General features: G+C 41.1%; 13 protein-coding genes. 4 read left to right on the forward strand and 9 right to left on the reverse strand.

Annotated elements, in window-relative coordinates; genetic code table 11:
* Positions 1-64: 64 nt before the first annotated feature.
* The 7 genes from FLL46_RS13490 to FLL46_RS13520 form a co-directional block, all read right to left on the reverse strand.
* Positions 65-1,171 (reverse strand): hypothetical protein, encoded by a 1,107-nt coding sequence (locus FLL46_RS13490; protein WP_142894228.1) that lies wholly within the window; start codon positions 1,169-1,171, stop codon positions 65-67.
* Positions 1,172-1,445: 274 nt separating this feature from the next.
* Positions 1,446-2,303, reverse strand: coding sequence for an N-carbamoylputrescine amidase (gene aguB, locus FLL46_RS13495; RefSeq protein ID WP_142894230.1), 858 nt, complete (start codon positions 2,301-2,303; stop codon positions 1,446-1,448).
* Positions 2,304-2,405: 102 nt separating this feature from the next.
* A complete protein-coding gene (locus tag FLL46_RS13500; protein ID WP_142894232.1) occupies positions 2,406-3,401 on the reverse strand; it encodes an agmatine deiminase family protein in 996 nt (331 codons plus the stop codon).
* An 88-nt stretch (positions 3,402-3,489) separates the two neighbouring features.
* A complete protein-coding gene (gene speA / locus FLL46_RS13505; protein WP_142894233.1) occupies positions 3,490-5,430 on the reverse strand; it encodes a biosynthetic arginine decarboxylase in 1,941 nt (646 codons plus the stop codon).
* 86 nt (positions 5,431-5,516) lie between these two features.
* Positions 5,517-6,368 carry a polyamine aminopropyltransferase gene (gene speE, locus FLL46_RS13510; RefSeq protein ID WP_142894235.1) on the reverse strand — a complete coding sequence of 284 codons (852 nt, stop codon included), beginning with the start codon at positions 6,366-6,368 and terminating at the stop codon, positions 5,517-5,519.
* 51 nt (positions 6,369-6,419) lie between these two features.
* Positions 6,420-6,899, reverse strand: a complete 480-nt coding sequence (gene speD / locus FLL46_RS13515; RefSeq protein ID WP_142894237.1) for an adenosylmethionine decarboxylase — start codon at positions 6,897-6,899, stop codon at positions 6,420-6,422.
* 334 nt (positions 6,900-7,233) lie between these two features.
* A complete protein-coding gene (locus FLL46_RS13520; RefSeq protein WP_142894239.1) occupies positions 7,234-7,545 on the reverse strand; it encodes an ArsR/SmtB family transcription factor in 312 nt (103 codons plus the stop codon).
* A 218-nt stretch (positions 7,546-7,763) separates the two neighbouring features.
* Here FLL46_RS13520 and FLL46_RS13525 point away from each other — a divergent pair, with 218 nt between their 5' ends.
* The 3 genes from FLL46_RS13525 to FLL46_RS13535 all read left to right on the forward strand — a co-directional run bounded on the left by FLL46_RS13525 (position 7,764) and on the right by FLL46_RS13535 (position 13,293).
* Positions 7,764-8,714: a permease gene (locus FLL46_RS13525; RefSeq protein ID WP_246119316.1), complete on the forward strand. Its 951-nt coding sequence runs from the start codon at positions 7,764-7,766 to the stop codon at positions 8,712-8,714.
* A gap of 71 nt (positions 8,715-8,785) precedes the next feature.
* Positions 8,786-10,192 carry a hypothetical protein gene (locus FLL46_RS13530; protein WP_168204157.1) on the forward strand — a complete coding sequence of 469 codons (1,407 nt, stop codon included), beginning with the start codon at positions 8,786-8,788 and terminating at the stop codon, positions 10,190-10,192.
* A gap of 458 nt (positions 10,193-10,650) precedes the next feature.
* On the forward strand, positions 10,651-13,293 hold the full coding sequence (locus FLL46_RS13535) for a TonB-dependent receptor (protein ID WP_142894242.1): 2,643 nt from the start codon (positions 10,651-10,653) through the stop codon (positions 13,291-13,293).
* Positions 13,294-13,361: 68 nt separating this feature from the next.
* Here FLL46_RS13535 and FLL46_RS13540 read toward each other — a convergent pair whose 3' ends face one another.
* Positions 13,362-13,919 carry a DNA-J related domain-containing protein gene (locus tag FLL46_RS13540; protein WP_142894244.1) on the reverse strand — a complete coding sequence of 186 codons (558 nt, stop codon included), beginning with the start codon at positions 13,917-13,919 and terminating at the stop codon, positions 13,362-13,364.
* A 199-nt stretch (positions 13,920-14,118) separates the two neighbouring features.
* Between FLL46_RS13540 and FLL46_RS13545 the strand changes: the two genes are divergently transcribed.
* The gene (locus FLL46_RS13545; RefSeq protein ID WP_142894246.1) at positions 14,119-15,537 is read left to right on the forward strand and encodes an aspartate kinase; all 1,419 of its coding nucleotides are present in this window, start codon (positions 14,119-14,121) and stop codon (positions 15,535-15,537) included.
* Positions 15,538-15,696: 159 nt separating this feature from the next.
* On the opposite strand, the gene FLL46_RS13550 is transcribed toward FLL46_RS13545, so the two are convergent.
* Entirely contained in the window at positions 15,697-16,167 is a 471-nt protein-coding gene (locus tag FLL46_RS13550; protein WP_142894247.1) for an Lrp/AsnC family transcriptional regulator, read from the reverse strand.
* Positions 16,168-16,407 lie beyond the last annotated feature (240 nt).

Genomic DNA, 16,407 nt, shown 5'->3' on the forward strand with positions numbered 1-16,407 from the left:
ATTGTAGCATCACTTATCAATAACCATGAAATACTCTGGCGCAGCCAAAGGCAACAGGCAAAAGTTATTGCAAAAATGAGTATCCGAAGATTCCAATTGCGGCAACGCTTGCTGCAACCCCGATGCCCCAACCCAGATATTGAGTAAAACGATTTCTGTGCAGCTGCTTACGTTTTTTCAGAAGGCTCGGCGTCCATTCAAAGGGCTTCATTGCCTGCATGTTATATAAACGCTCAAGATAAACCTGGGAAGAACAAGGTTCATTCATCGCTAAGATTTGTGATATCGCTGTCGCCCGTTCTAAACAAGAGCGCGGCGTTTTTTCTCCGAGGGCGACAGCCAACTGGGTCAGGCTTTTAGTATCAAACCCTAGTGCGCCCCAAGGGATATCTTTTTGGCTGGAATACCAATCCTGCTCGACCACCTCGGGAATTAAGGTGGCAATTAGTTTTCTCTCTACTTCCGCGTCATTATGGCTAACGACCATATCTGCCTGTTGAAACATCGTGCGTATTTTAGCGGTATCAAATGGCTGGCTTGCATGCTCATCACCTTGCCCGTTTAATTCACCTAAATTAAACTGACGAGCAGTTTTCACCGGAACAATGATTTTAGTCTTGCGAGTAGCGACAAAGGTCTCAACAGTTTTCATTGGTTTGTCAGCTGCCGCGGAATATTCGAAAAGAACTAGTGCTAATTGAATGACTTCATCAGTATCACTTCGTCCGGTATAAGCAGCACATACAGATAAAACTTTTAGACTCTGTTCTTTAAATGGCTTTTTGTCGAGATTAACTCTTGGCGCAACCTTGTTGACCGAGCTCAATGAGATCTTGTCCTGATCGTGGTACATTGGAACTAATTCGAGTTTGGCTAGGCTTGAAGGTTTTTCTTGAGCAATATCGCTTAGACGGCTGACCCGGTCAATTCGATCATAAATTTCCACCAGATCATCATTAGCAGCGTAATCCAGCCGAGCAAATCGCTTCAGGATGGCAGCTTCGTTTTCAAAGTCTTTGTGAAAATGATAGAGATCAGCCAGTTGCATATAGTGCTTTGAGTGAATTTTTTCGGCACTTTCCGAATCGTTTTGCCTGGCTTTTTCTTCGATAGCATCAATAATCGAAAGAATTTTCTTTTCGATCTTTAACGTGAGTTGTGGGGCGTTCATTTTCAACTGCTCTCGACTTCCTAACTAACCTTCCACAGCATATATGAGTTTCTGCTGTTTCTATTGCTTCTTTTTAACACTACCAACTTGCCGACTTACTAAATCAGGAAGCTGATTTTGACCAATTCAAACGCGTGTCAAAAATTCCAGGCCGAGATATTACTACATTGTGACCTCAGTCACAAAATAATGTTTATTTATTAACCAATTGATTTTATCTAATTGACCAGGCGCTAGCTACTTAGCCAGCTTCTGGTCTTAATATTTGCTGGTTTTAATGCCTGCTGATCCGACCATACAGTTCTGGCCGGCGGTCCCGAAACAATCCCCAGGCAATTCTCTTCTTGGCAAGCTCATCCAGGTCAAACTGCTGGCAAATCACACCTGCCGATTCCGTATCCATCTCTTGTACTTTCGTACCAAATTGATCGGTGATAAATGAGCTACCATAGAAGTCGATTTCGCAACTGTCCCCTACTTCCTTACCAATTCGGTTGGCAGCAATAACGGGGATCATATTCGCGGCGCTATGTCCTTGCATGACAGTTTGCCAATGCGAGCGGGAGTCCCAATTTGGATCGTGAGGTTCGCTTCCAATCGCGGTTGGATAAAATATCACTTCTGCGCCTTTTAAGGCCAGCACGCGAGAAACCTCTGGATACCATTGATCCCAACAAATAGCTGCACCAAATAGGCCAAGCTTCGTTTCCCAAACTTTAAAGCCCGAATCGCCCGGCGTAAAATAAAATTTTTCGTGATAACCACAACCTTCGGGAATATGTGACTTACGATAGTTGTCCATCACTCGGCCGTCACTATCAATCATTGCAAGCGAATTGAAAAAAGTATTGCCTGATTTTTCAAAATAACTGATAGGGAGTACCACTCCAATGCGCTTGGCTAACACAGAAAAGTGCTGCAAAACTTTCGACGACTCATACTTATCAGCCCAACTGAAATACTTTGCGTCTTGATCTTTACACCAATAAAAGCCAGCAAATAACTCTTGCAGCAAGATCGCATTTGCTCCCTGCTCCGCGGCCTGCTTGACCATAGTTTCAGCATTGGCAATGTTTTCGTCAAAATCAGCTGTTGCTTGAAATTGAGTTGCGGCGAAAGTAACTTGTCTCATAGTCTATTCTCTAAAATTGAAACATGTGTAAAAACTTCTAAATACTAATCAGGTTCTTCGATTTAACACTATAAAAATTGATTCATTTCAGCGAATTTTCAACTACGTTGATAACATCTTTGGCTGTTGCATGGTAATACAGTGAATACCGCCGCCACCAACCAATATCTCATTCGCATCAATCGCATAAACTTTTCGATCGTTAAATATTTCTGCGATGGTTTTCAATGCTTCTTCATCTTGTGCGCATCCAAATTTTGGAAGCACCACCAGATCATTGGCAATATAAAAATTGATATAACTTAAAGGCACTCTTACGCCATTTTGATATCGAGCAGATGGCTCCATAATTTCTATTGTCTGGAGTTTTTCCTGCTGAAGAACGCATTTATTCTGCTGATAAATTGCATAATTTTCGCTAGCACTGTCGCTGTATTGTGTCAGTATAGTATCCTCACTAACGAAACAGGCAATATTATCAACATGCCCATCAGTATCAACGTCACCATTTAGCCCTTTTTCTAACCAGATAATTCGATTGACACCGAGTTCAGACTTTAGTTTTTCTTCTATTTCAAATTGCCGCATTTGTGAATTACGATTTGAATTTAACAAGCATTCTTTCGTGGTCAGCAATAATCCCTGGCCATTACCATGAATTGATCCGCCTTCCAATATCAGGTCAATTTCACAAATGTGACTAGCGGCATTCTTTGCCATGACTTGAGCTATTTTTTGATCACTATTGCAGGGCGAAAATTTATTTCCCCATGCGTTAAACTGAAAATCAAGTGCAACGGCTTGCTTGTTATTTTCAACCCAAATAGGCGCTGTATCCCGAGCCCAGCTATCATCCAGTTCTGCTTCAATTAACTCGACAGCACTACTTAATTTTTTTGTTGCATAAGCCAGGTGTTCCCTTCGCACCAGCATTTTAACTGGCTCAAATTCGCTGATTAGATTAGCGACTTCTGCAAACGCTAATTGCGCTTTTTCTAAACCGTGACGCCAGATTTCATTGCGGCAAGGGAAAATCATCCAGGTTGCCTGATGTAATTCCCATTCAGCGGGCCAGCGGAGTGAGTTAAGCTCAGACATTGATATTTAGTCCTGTTCCACAAAAATGAAACCGAGCTTCCATAAAAATCGTGCCCATAAAAGTTGGAAATCGTTTAAAAAACATCACCTACTCTTCCAAATAACAATAGCCATAAATTCCCTGGCGAAGTTCTGCAAGATACTGTCTTTGAGTACTCTGTGGTAGTGCCGACTGTTTCAATTGACGACGGTAAGACTCCAGCAAAGACTTGGCGTCAAAATCAACGTAATCAAGGAGTTCTTCGACACTCGAACCTGTTTCCGTGGCGACGACTTTTAACTCATTGTCGCCATTCAATTCTAAATCTACCGTGTGCGTATCGCCAAAAAGATTGTGCATGTCGCCAAGAATTTCCTGATAAGCACCAACCATAAACAGCCCGATTAAATATTCTTCGTCCGGGGTATAGTGAGGCAGGTCGACGGTAGGCATAATGCTTTTTCCATTGACATAGTGCTTTAACACGCCATCGCTATCACAGGTGATATCTTGGAGAATAGCCGTTTCCTGTGGTTTTTCGTGTAATCCTTTTAACGGCATTATCGGAAATATCTGGTCAATAGCCCAAGCATCAGGCAATGACTGAAACACAGAAAAATTAACAAAAAACTTACTCGCCAGTTTTTGCTGTAAAATGGCTAAAGTTTCGTGGTGCGTTTTTATTTCAGGATCAATCCGCTGTTTTATCGTGAAGAGAATTCGCCGATGAGTTCTTTCTGCCAGACCTCTTTCCACCAGATTAATAATGCCATGATTAAACATTTCCTGAGTTTGTTTTAACAAATATTCAGCATTATGGTAGCACTCAATCAGTTGATGGTTATTCTCTGAATCTTGAGCTTCAATAAAGATATCCCATAAATTATGGATAATCACATGACAATCATCAAACGGTTGCTCAACCTCAACTTCTCTCGGCTTTTCTGAGTCAATGACGTTAGTGATTAATACTGCATGATGTGCAGTTAACGCCCTACCTGACTCTGTAATAATTGAGGGGTGTGGCAGCGAAGATTTCTCGGCGGTTTCACGAAAAGCACCAACAACATTATTCGCATATTCGGAAAGTGAATAATTGACTGAACAGTGACTCTGGCTTTGTGTGCCTTCATAGTCGACACCTAATCCGCCCCCCACATCAACCGTCGTAATAGGCGCGCCTATTTTACAAAGTTCGGCGTAAAATCGCGCACATTCTTTAAGGGCGTTTTGAATGTCTCTAATTGAAGTGATTTGCGAGCCAAGATGAAAGTGTAGCAGTTGAAAAATATTCAGCTGGTTTTCTTTTTTAAGTTTATCGACCACACGCAAAATCTGACTCGCTGATAAACCGAATTTTGAATGTTCGCCGCCAGACTCCTGCCATTTACTCTCCCCTTTCGAGGCGAGTCGAGCACGGATACCTATTCGAGGTGTAACATCCATTATTTCAGCTTCTTGTAACAACAAGTCAAGTTCTGAAATTTTTTCAATCACAATATAAACTTGATGGCCGAGTTGTGTGGCGATTAAAGCTGTGCGCAGGTAATCTCGATCTTTATAGCCATTACAAACAATCACCGAGTTCGTTTTTTCTGAAAGTGCCAGCACCGCCATTAACTCAGATTTACTTCCTGCTTCCAATCCCACTTGCGGCTGCGCAAGTTTTTGGTTGCTTTTAATTAATCCTTCGACAACCCGGCGTTGCTGATTCACTTTTATCGGATAACAAACGGTGTAATTTCCTTGATAATTCTGCTCAGAAATTGCGTTGTTAAAAACATCACAAAGAGACTCAACCCGATGTCTTAAAATATCAATAAAGCGCAGAAGTACCGGCATTTGCATGCCTTTCTTTGCGAGTGACTGACAGATTTTAGTGAGCTCAAAGGTTGCTTCAGTTTGGTTGGGATCGGGTCGAACAAGCAGCTCACCGGCGTTATTCAGATCGAAGTAATTTTCACCCCAGTATTTAACATTATAATGTTGAATAGCTTGATCAACAGACCACTGCTGTTGATCAAGTTGATGGTTGAACACCGAATGCATTCGCTACATACCTCGATCGGATCTATTTATTGACAGGCTCTCTTGGTCAAGAACAAATCTTCTCAAATGAAAGCGAGACCAATCAATTAGTCAGTTAGCGCATCCACAACATACTGGGGAAGCGCAAATGCGCCAACATGTAGCGCTGGATTATAGTATCGGGTTTTAAATCCGGCAGTTTCATATCGCTGCTGAATGACAGATTCAGGTATCTTTCTTAATTCTGGGTTATCTGTTCCCCAGGATAAAGTCATAATGCCGCCAACATAAGTTGGCACTGGCGCAGCGTAAAACCAGCGATCTTTAAATAAACCATCAAAACGCTTGTAGGTTGTTTTCACCTCATCAAGCTGCATAAAACTGACGCCGTTTTGCGTGGCCAAAATCCCATTTTCATTCAGACTATTTTTACAGCCCTGATAAAAACGTGAAGTAAATAGAACTTCACCGGGGCCTTCAGGGTCGGTTGAATCCGAAATGATGACGTCAAACTTTGCCTGGTTGTTAACCACAAAATCGACGCCGTCCGCAATGACCAGTTCAACGCGGGGGTCATCGAATGCGCCCGCAGAATGTTCAGGAAAATATTCTTTACACATCTCGACAACAGCGGCGTCGATTTCCACCATAGTAACGTGTTCAACCGTTTTATGGCGAAGCACTTCGCGTAAAATACCGCCGTCTCCACCACCAATGATTAGCACACGTTTCGCATGACCATGTGCAAACATCGGCACGTGGGTTAACATTTCATGATAAATAAACTCGTCTCGCTCGGTCGTCTGGACAATGCCATCGAGCGCCATAACATTACCGAATTCTTTATTTTTAAAAATAATCAGATGTTGATGTTCTGTTCTATTTTCAAATAAAACTTCTTCGATAATATAACTTTGTCCATAAGTACTATAGAGCGTTTCTGTAAATCGTTTGGCCATTTTTATTTCTTACAACCTTTATTTCTCACCACCTTAACTACAACTCTAAAACTAGAGTTGCTCAATGTTTTCACCACGAAGAATTTCTCTAACATCAATTCTTGAAGGGGTGAAAGCTTTACGTAATATTTCAGTTGCTTTGTGGGGTTCGGCATCGCCACACATAAACACATCAAAAGCGGCGTAATCAGCTTCTGGCCAAGTATGGACACTAATGTGGGATTCTGCTAATACGGCAACACCTGAAATTCCGCCGTTTGGTGAGAAGTGGTGTAAATGAATGTGCAATAAGGTCGCATTACAAACGTCAACAGCTTCGCGGAAGGCTTTTTCCATGACTTGTAAGTCATCTAATTTAGAAGCTTCCCAGAGGTCAATAATAATGTGTGTTCCGGCAAAAGTTTTACCGTCACGTCTTACAAAATGATCTTTTCGCTCATCGTTCTCATTGGCATCTTTAAATTCAGGCCACTGAGTTTCTGTTGCGACTGTAGGATCAATCTCAGAGTTATAGTCGAAGTTTTTTAGCACTTCAATATCTCCATAATCAAGATTAAACAATTTCCAGAGGACGAACACGTTCTAAACTCTGGATCTAGCAGCCAGACAGTCTTAAATTTGTTCAAATTATAGACAGCCAACAAATTTTGGAAAGAGCTTTATACGCTATTTTTTGTAAAAATCAAGAAAAATGATTACGACATAGCCATAAAGCTAACTCTGGATAAATAAATACATTTAAGAAAACGCTATAACCATATGATTTTTAATGTTTTCTATCAAAACTCGACAAAAATAAGATGAGTTAGCTTTAATAAGCTAAGTCCCTTTATTTTGATCAATTTAGACGTCTTTATTGCCAGAATTAGCGACACTCATTGGCGCAACATTCTTCTTGTAAAAAGTTGACCACTTCAATTAACGAATCAAACTGAGGGAAACAGTACAAAGTTCGACTTTCCCTCACCTGTTTGATTAAACCGACCTTAACCATTTTTGATATATGGTGCGACAAAGTCGAGGCCGGTATACCGACTTCCTGCTGTATTTCTCCCACCGGAGCGCCGCTGGTGCCAGCTTTAACCAAATGCCTGAATATGGCGAGCCTGGTTGGATGGCCAAGCTCCGCAAGCCGAGCCGCAATCGTTTCTAATTGATTTGTTTGAGAGATACCCATAGCAACCTTATCGAATGATGACCTGTTATATTCCCGATTATACCGATCTTAAACCCTGATTTTTCTTAATCAGCTTCACCTGTGGCAAACAGTCAAAGCACACGAAGTTCAGATCAATCTGCAATATCTTGACATTTCGATAATACTAGAAATATAATATTTCGACAATTCTGGAAATATAGTTTAAAGACATGCTCATCTGATGTTAACGGAGAATCATGATGTACAAACAACAAATACTTAACCAACTTAACTCAACGCAACTGTTAGACGCCTTAGAGTTTTTTATTTTTACTTTCGCCGAACTCACTTTACTTTTCATCGTTATCAGTTTTGTGGTTAGTTTAATTAATCAAATGCTCCCGCCGCAGAAAATAAAAGCGGTGTTAACTGGAAACCGAGGGTACGGAATAGCAATCGGTTTAGGTGCGGTGACGCCGTTTTGCAGCTGCTCTACTCTACCGATGACGATTGGACTTATTCGTGCTAAAGCCGCTTTCGGTCCTGTCATGGCTTTTTTATTTACTTCTCCATTGCTTAACCCATTTATCGTCGGTTTATTCTGGATAAGCTTCGGCGCCAAAACCACTTCTATCTATGTGTTCTTTGTCGGCACATTAGCAATACTAAGTGGTTATCTGTTAGAAAAGTTCAAATTCGATCGCTTCATTCGTCAAGATTTACTAACGCCAGATTGCTCCGCTCCTAATTCAAATTGCGATTCTAGCGCCGAGTCAAAATCCGATAATCAGGCCAAACGCAGCCTTGCGTGGAAATTGCTTTTCAAAAGCGCCGTAAAAGAATTTATTTCGTTTGCTCCCTATATGGCGATAGGTGTTTCAATCGGGGCTTTTCTTCATGGTTACGTTCCTCAAAGTGCGTTTGAATCTCTGGCTAACCAGGCAATATGGTGGCTGATACCGACAGCAGCGATCATTGGTGTTTTTCTTTACATTCGTGCTTCTACCATGATTCCAATCGCTGCTTCCTTAGCCGCTAAAGGAATGAGCATGGGTGCAATTATGTCATTAACGATTGCCGGCGCCGGTGCCAGTTTGCCAGAAATGATCATGATGAAAAGAATGTTTCATTGGCCACTTATTTTCGCTTTCATCCTATTGGTTTTTACCACGGCTTGCCTTACCGGGTTTGCCATTGATCTGATTTAAAAATGATAAAAATTAGCGCGCCTTTTATCAGGCGTGTTATATCAACTGATATTTAGAGGTGCTCCATGACCATGACTAGCCCATCAAACCTGCTAAAAGAGCCGTCAGGCGAAACCTCGCTGCAGAGAAAAAATGTTAAAATTGAGTTGAAAAAAAGTGATATTTTAAATGCTCTTTATCAAAATAAACTGGGTTTAAAATCAGGAGAAGATCAATTTAAACCATGCCCAGTCACTTTAAAGCCCTGGAAAATCAGTAAGACATTGTTTAGGCAAGCTCAACTAACGGCTCAGTCTTTGAGTTTGCTTTTTACAAGAGTAAGCATGAACCACGGCTATCTTAAAAAAGCGCTTGAAGATTATTCAGCAGATTCAAGCTTGCTTTTTAAATTGAAAGAAATTGCTTTTTCACAACAACCAACAATAGCCAAAAACCTCAACCTGATACGGCAAGATTTCTTACTTGACGCTCAGTTACAGTGGCGACTTGTCGAGGCAAATTCAATTGCCGCAGGAATGGGTCCGTTCAATGATAAGCTAGTTAATATTCAGCAATCATTAACACAAAACAACGCGACTCAGTTTGCACCAAACTCCGCCTTAAAACTACAAGCTGCAGAGATTTACAAAGCAGCTTCCAACTCTAATAGAAACCAAAATCCTCTAGTCGTTTTTGTTATTCAAGAAAACGAAGACAATATTTACGACCAAGAATTATTGGCTAACGCTCTGCAAGAACTCGGCGCAATAGTTATGAGAAAAACACTCAATCAGTTGGCCACCGAGCTTAAATCAAAATCAAAGAAACTCTATTTAGCCGACACAAAAAAAGTCGATTTATTTTACTTTCGAACGGGCTACAACCTGGCAGACTATTCGCTTAGCAACAATAAAAAAAACAACATAAACGAACAAAAAAGAATCCTGAAATTTCGAAACTGGATTGAACACCACGAAACGAATGTTTGCCCAAAAGTCGAAATGCAAATTGCGACGTCAAAATGGGTTCAGATGAAACTTTCAAAACTCACAAAAAGTGAATTGTCCGACTACTTTTTTCTAAGTGATCGACAAGCCCTACTCGTCTACAATGCATTGAAAGTCCCCTATACCGCAACCAATGATACTGAAGTCATACGCAGTAAACTTAACTCTGGAAATTGGCTCTTGAAAAGTCAAAATGAAGGGGGCGGCAATGTCGATGACCAATACTCATATTCAATTGAAAAACGATCATCACAAGAAAGTTTGATGCTGATGAAAAAAATCGACACTTACGTTCGAAACGAACAAGTATCAATCTATTTTGACAATCAGGTTTCTGTCCATACTAACCTTATCTCTGAACTCGGCATCTTCACGCTTGGAGATCAACATGACTATGGCGGTTATTTGATGAGGAGTAAACACGAAGGACAACTTGAGGCAGGCGTACACGGCGGCTATGGCTTTTTAGATTGTATTGCGTTTTATGATTAAAAAAATGTACGAAGTGTTTTTTCATACAATTAGAGGTATAAAAGTTTCGCTTGTGAAATATCCTGACAAACCCTCGCCATCCTTCTGGCTTACAACTAAAAAACTGCCTAACACAAACACATAACTTTACGGTTAAACCAACTTAAAAACGATTAAATTAAATTGTAATAAATCGTTACCAAGCTCAAATATAACAGACCGAGATATTTTCTCGATTTATTTAAAAAACTATCTGCATTTTTATAGTAATTTGTTTCTCTCATTGACGTTATTGCTCCCTTTTAAATACCGAATCGAACAGAATATTCGGGAAACAAATGACAGACAAATAGTAAGCGTTTTGCTCGCTTGACCGAAAAAAAAGCGTTCTGTATAGTCAGTTTGCCATTCTAACAATAATGCAGTACTTGAATAGCAACTCTTTACATAACTATCAAATCAAAAGGGAGTTATTATTAATGTATAAAAATAAACTATTTAAACTTCGGAGCATCCCAATTGCATTAGCGAGCGTAATGCTAGTTCCTTCTGCTAGTTATGCTGCTGAAGAAACCGATGAAGATGAAGACGAAGGAAAAAAAATTACTATTGTTGGGTCTCATATTAAACGAAGTACGATTGAAGGCCCCTCACCAGTACAGGTTTTCGATCTCGAAGATATCGCAAAATCGGGTCAAGCAACACTTCAGCAACTTGTCGAAAGAATGCCCGCGGCAGGTGCTGGATCTTTTTCAACTCGCGGTAACAGTCAAGACTCTACCGGTAACGGTGGCGCCGCAATTAGTTTGCGTGGTTTTGGTGCCGACGCAACTCTGGTTTTAATTAATGGCCGCAGAGCAAACATTAGCGCATTTGCGGAAAGCGTTGTTAACAACTTTGTCGATATAAATAGCATTCCGTTAGCTGCTATTGAAAGAGTGGAAATATTAAAAGACGGTGCGTCCGCCATTTATGGTTCAGACGCAGTCTCGGGTGTGGTTAATATTGAGTTACGTAAAGACTATGTTGGCTCTGAAGTAACAGTCGGTTACGGTTCGACAACTAAGTCTAGTGCAGATGAAACTCAAATAAGCGGACTGTTTGGTTTTGGAGATGGAAAAACTAACGGTACTTTTATTTTCGACCATTTTAGCACCGGTGAATTACGTAACTCAGATCGAGGAAGATTAGGTACCGCCAACCAGGAACCTCTCGGTGGCTTCGACCTTCGTTCTTCTCGCGGCTTTCCTGGCAGATATATTGTTAACGGACAAGTGACCATCGATCCAGACTGCCCAGCAGATAGAGCATTTGGACAAACTTGTGTTTATGATTATGGTCCTTTTGGATTCCTGATCCCGGAAATGGACAGAACAGGCGCGATGTTTTTGTATAACAGCGAAGTATCGACTGATCTGCAATTATTTTTTGAAGTTTCGGCACAGCGAAACACCTCACAAGCCGGTGGTGCTGCTACACCACTCGACGGTGACGCAGGGCTAACTGCACCAGCGACTCATCCGAATAATCCTTTCGGCGTTGATATCGATATTGATCGACATCGTACTGTTGATGCCGGACCACGAGTTTTTGACATTCAAAGTGAAAGTTTGCGATTTGTAACTGGTCTTGAAGGTGTCATTAACGATTTTGATTGGCAGGTATCTCTCACTAAAGCTCGCAGCCTTTCGTTACAAACGGGTAACCGATCACAGGGATGGGTAAGAACCGATTTCCTACAAAGAGAAATTGATGCTGGTCGCTACAATCCGTTTGGTGGAACTATCAATCCTCAATCGGTAATTGACGACATTACCACTAGCTTAACGCGCCGTGGAGAATCTCGCTTAACAGCAGTTGAAGGAAAATTTTCAGGCGAACTTTTTGAAATGGCATCTGGCTATGTGGCAATGGCAGCTGGTTTTGAATATCGTAAGGAAAGTGTAAAAGATATTCCTGATGATCAATTTCAGCGTGGTTTAATATTCGGAACAGAATCTGTTTCTGCCCAAGCTTCAAGAGATCATTGGTCGGTATTTACCGAATTCTCACTGCCTCTTTCTGATACTTTAGAACTGCAGTTAGCGGGACGTTATGATGACTATGAGTTGGCCGGAACTTCTACCAATCCAAAAATAGCAGTTCACTGGCGACCCACCGATGATATTGCGCTAAGAGCATCATGGGGAACCGGATTCCGAGCGCCATCCTTAGCACAAATTGGTTTGGGGCCGTCTGAAGAATCGCGATTCTTCTCAGATCCTTTCTGCGCCGACGTTCCAGCTTGTGTTGCCTCTGGCGGAGCGGCAACAGATTTGACAATTAACTTCTCGGGAAATCCAGATCTGAAACCTGAAGAGTCTGAGTCATTTAATGTTGGTTTAATTTGGGATCTTTCCGAAAACCTTAACCTGTCAGTTGATTATTGGAATATCACCCAAGACGAAAAAATCGACGAAGACGATGTCGGTTCTGCAGTATTACGATTCTGTGATCCTAACGGTGTAATAGATCCAACCCGTTGTACACGTAATCCAATTACCAACGAACTGTTAGAAGTTAGCAACTCTTACATCAATATTGCGTCACAAGAAGCTTCTGGGTTAGATGTTTCAGCCAACTACAAAATGGAAACAGGTATTGGTGATTTAACGTTTGGCCTTGACTGGACCTTCCTCAATAACTTCGAAAGAGAACGTCCAGAATTTAATCCAAATGATCCTGCCAATCCAACGATTATCACCAGGGACTGGACCGGCGAATATGAATTTCCGGAAATTCGCTGGAACGGAAGAGTTGAATGGAGTGTTGATAATATGTCGGCCACGGCTATCGTCAACTACATTGGAGAGTTCCAGGATCAACCCGACTCCGACTTAGACGGTACCGTTGATTTCGAACAAAATGATACAAGAACAGTTGACTCAATGATGACGTTGGATCTCCAGTTTGCTATCGATGTAGGCGATTCAACGACCTATAGTTTCGGTTCAACCAATTTGCTAGATGAAGAAGTACCATTTGCAATCGGTGACGGAAACAACGACTTGTTCGGATACGTTCAGGGCGTTCACGATCCGAGAGGAAGATTTGTTTATGCTAGAGCGACATTCCGCTTCTAATCTTTAACAAATTTAACTTAATCAAAAAGGAGCCTTCTGGCTCCTTTTTTATGGCTTGCATATATCGATTATTTAACTAAAAGCTTCAAGGTCTCATAAGCGTGACGAAGCGAAATAAAGTACTGACTATCACCGCCCCGATCAGGATGATGTTTTTGTGCCAACTGATTGAAGCGCCTTTTTAACGTATCACGATTTAAATCACCACAATCTTCCAATCCCAAGGTTTTAATTGCGGCAGCCTTCTCATCAATAGCAAGAAACTTTTCCCAAAACTTTTTTTGCATATTGATCACTTCTTCTGTGGATAAGTTGAGATTTTTTTTATCGAGATAAAATGCTTTTAGCGCATCTTTTTCACCTAATGCAGCGCCAGCTTCGCCGATTTCACATAACCTGATTTCCAGCGGAGAAATAATAAGGCGGACATTCTTCTTCAAAAGTTCAACGTCTAGATGATACAAATGATGAAAAAGCCAAAAATGTTTTTTGTACAGAGAAGGTTCCACACCTAAACTCTCAAAAAACTCAGGGTGGTTTTTCTCCAGAAATCGTAAAAGTGAATATTCTTTGGTAACACCATCGTTAGCCATTAAATAATCGAGTATTAATTTTGTTTTTAACATCTTAAGATCGCAACCCAGCTATAATTTTCGTCTTGCCGCTGTTTCCCCCAAACAATATTATCGCTGGAAAAAGCACAGGGAAAAATGATAAAGTGACGCCGAATATAAAGTTCAACAACCCTTGGTTAACGTCTAACGACATCTATCGGCAAATTAATAAAACACATCAATTTGCAGACATAATTGAAACAAGCTTATCATGAGTTCTAATTGGATAATATTAAAATTCGGCGGGAGTAGCGTTGGAGAAGTAAGCCACTGGCAAACCATCGCCGAGCAAGCAAAGCGCCATCAAGACGATGGCCTTCAGCCATTGCTAGTTCTTTCGGCGCTGAAAAATGTTTCCAACCTTTTAGAAGCTTTATTGCATCAGGCCCTGGCAGGTGTTCATAACCTGGCAATTTCTCACTTGAAAGAACTCCACCTGGGATTTGCCGCCAAATTAGAGATAGAAATCCTTGAACAAATAACCCCAATATTCTCTGATTTACAAAATGACTGCGATGCGATTTATCAAAACCAAAAAATCCCACCGAATCTTCATGCAAGGATTTTGGCTAGCGGTGAATTATTATCAACGATCATCGGCGCGGAATACCTCAACCAATATGGTATAAATACACACTGGCAAGATGTTCGCCAGATACTGACCTCTAACAATCACACAGACGAATGGCATCATTTTACGAGTGCAAGATGCAGCTACGCATATCGTTCTTCAGTCAGCAACATGTTACAGCAGAAATCTGCGGTAATTGTTACCCAGGGCTTTATTGCTGCGGACGAAAAATCTCAAACCGTTTTGTTAGGGCGTGAAGGTTCGGATACAACAGCCGCTTATCTTGGTGCTATCCTGGCTGCTCGCCGAGTTGAAATCTGGACAGATGTCACTGGCGTTTTTAGTAGCAACCCACGAGAAATTGCCGGTACCCAGCAACTCCCTGAACTGAGTTATCGGCAGGCCAACCAGATGGCAAGATTTGGCGCCAAAGTGCTCCACCCACGCGCGGTTCAACCGGCAATGGAAAATAATATCCCCATCTGTGTGAAATGTACCGGCACGCCACAACACCCAGGAACAACCATTAGTAGCCAAGATATTAATTACACGCAACAAAACCCCGTCGCAGCCGTTGTTTACGAACAACAGGTCACAAAAATTAGTCTCTTGGACAAACAGTATTCCGAAGTGAATGCACAGATTAAAGCCTATTTATGCGAACTTGGATTTGATCAATTACTAACCGGTGAACAAAATGATTCGCAAGAATTGCTGATGCTTTATACTAATTCCGATAAGCCTCAACCGAGCGATCAAAAACTAAGGAAAAAGATTTTATCGAAAATTGCCGATCCAGAAATATTCAAGGTAAAGGACAATAAGTCGGACTTAACTTTTAAGCTACAATCAGATTGTGCACTCATCAGTGTCATTGGAAGTAAAACACAAACAGCGTGGGTTCAACAATGTATTGAGCTTATTGAAAACCAATTCACCACTGAGCTATTAGCCCACTATCCCGCAGTTAATGAAGGACGTTACAGTTTTTTAACCCGCTCGGAAAATTGCCTATTAATCAGCCAAACATTTCATAAGGCACTGATCAATTCTCAATAGCTGAAACAAAATAGAAATCATACGAAGATATTACAACAGCAAGTTACAAGCATTAGCCCCTAGCCTGCCGAAGTTATGAAAGCTTCCATTAGCTGGAAGCTTAATCCAGCTTTATTTCACGATGGCAAAACTCCACGATGATAAAATGGTATCAAGCAATCATCGTTCTGAAATTGGATACTCACGCACCATTTTTACTGTCGAAAGAACCACTGATGATTTAATTTTACCGAGTGTGTTCAATCTGGCCAGTTTTTCACGAACAAAACGCTCATATTGCTGAATATCTTTACACACCACTTTAAGGATAAAGTCGTCGTCTCCGGTTAAATGATAACACTCCATAACTTCCGTCAAATTTTCAATCGCACGATGAAATGCTTCGATGGCTTCTTCAGAATGTTGATGCAAAGTAACCGAAACCATCATTACCGCACCAAGGTCGACTTTTTTCGGATCGAGAACGGCAATATAGCCGGTGATGTAACCAGAACTCTCCAGTTTTTTAACTCGTTCTAAAGTCGGCGGTGGTGACAATCCCAGTTGAGACGATAGCTCCTTATTTGTGATCCTGGCATTTTTTTGTAAAATTTCGAGTATTTTACGGTCTGTTTTATCAAGTTCATTCATTATTTTGATTTACTCTCCTAGCCCCTAATTCTTAACAACAGTGCCTTTATGTGGCCCAATCATCTGTCAAATCATAAGTCTTTCAAACCTACAACCTTTCAAATCTTGATAGCCACATTCAAACTGCACTTAACGCGATTGGCTTCCTAACCTTCGTTTCAAAATAGGCATTTAAATAAGACTATTCCAAAACTCGAAGTTTTAAAAGCTCGTTAATCCAGATCGATACCTCTAAAACTC

This window comes from Aliikangiella coralliicola, assembly GCF_007004725.1.
GTDB classification, from domain to species: Bacteria; Pseudomonadota; Gammaproteobacteria; order Enterobacterales; family Kangiellaceae; genus Aliikangiella; species Aliikangiella coralliicola.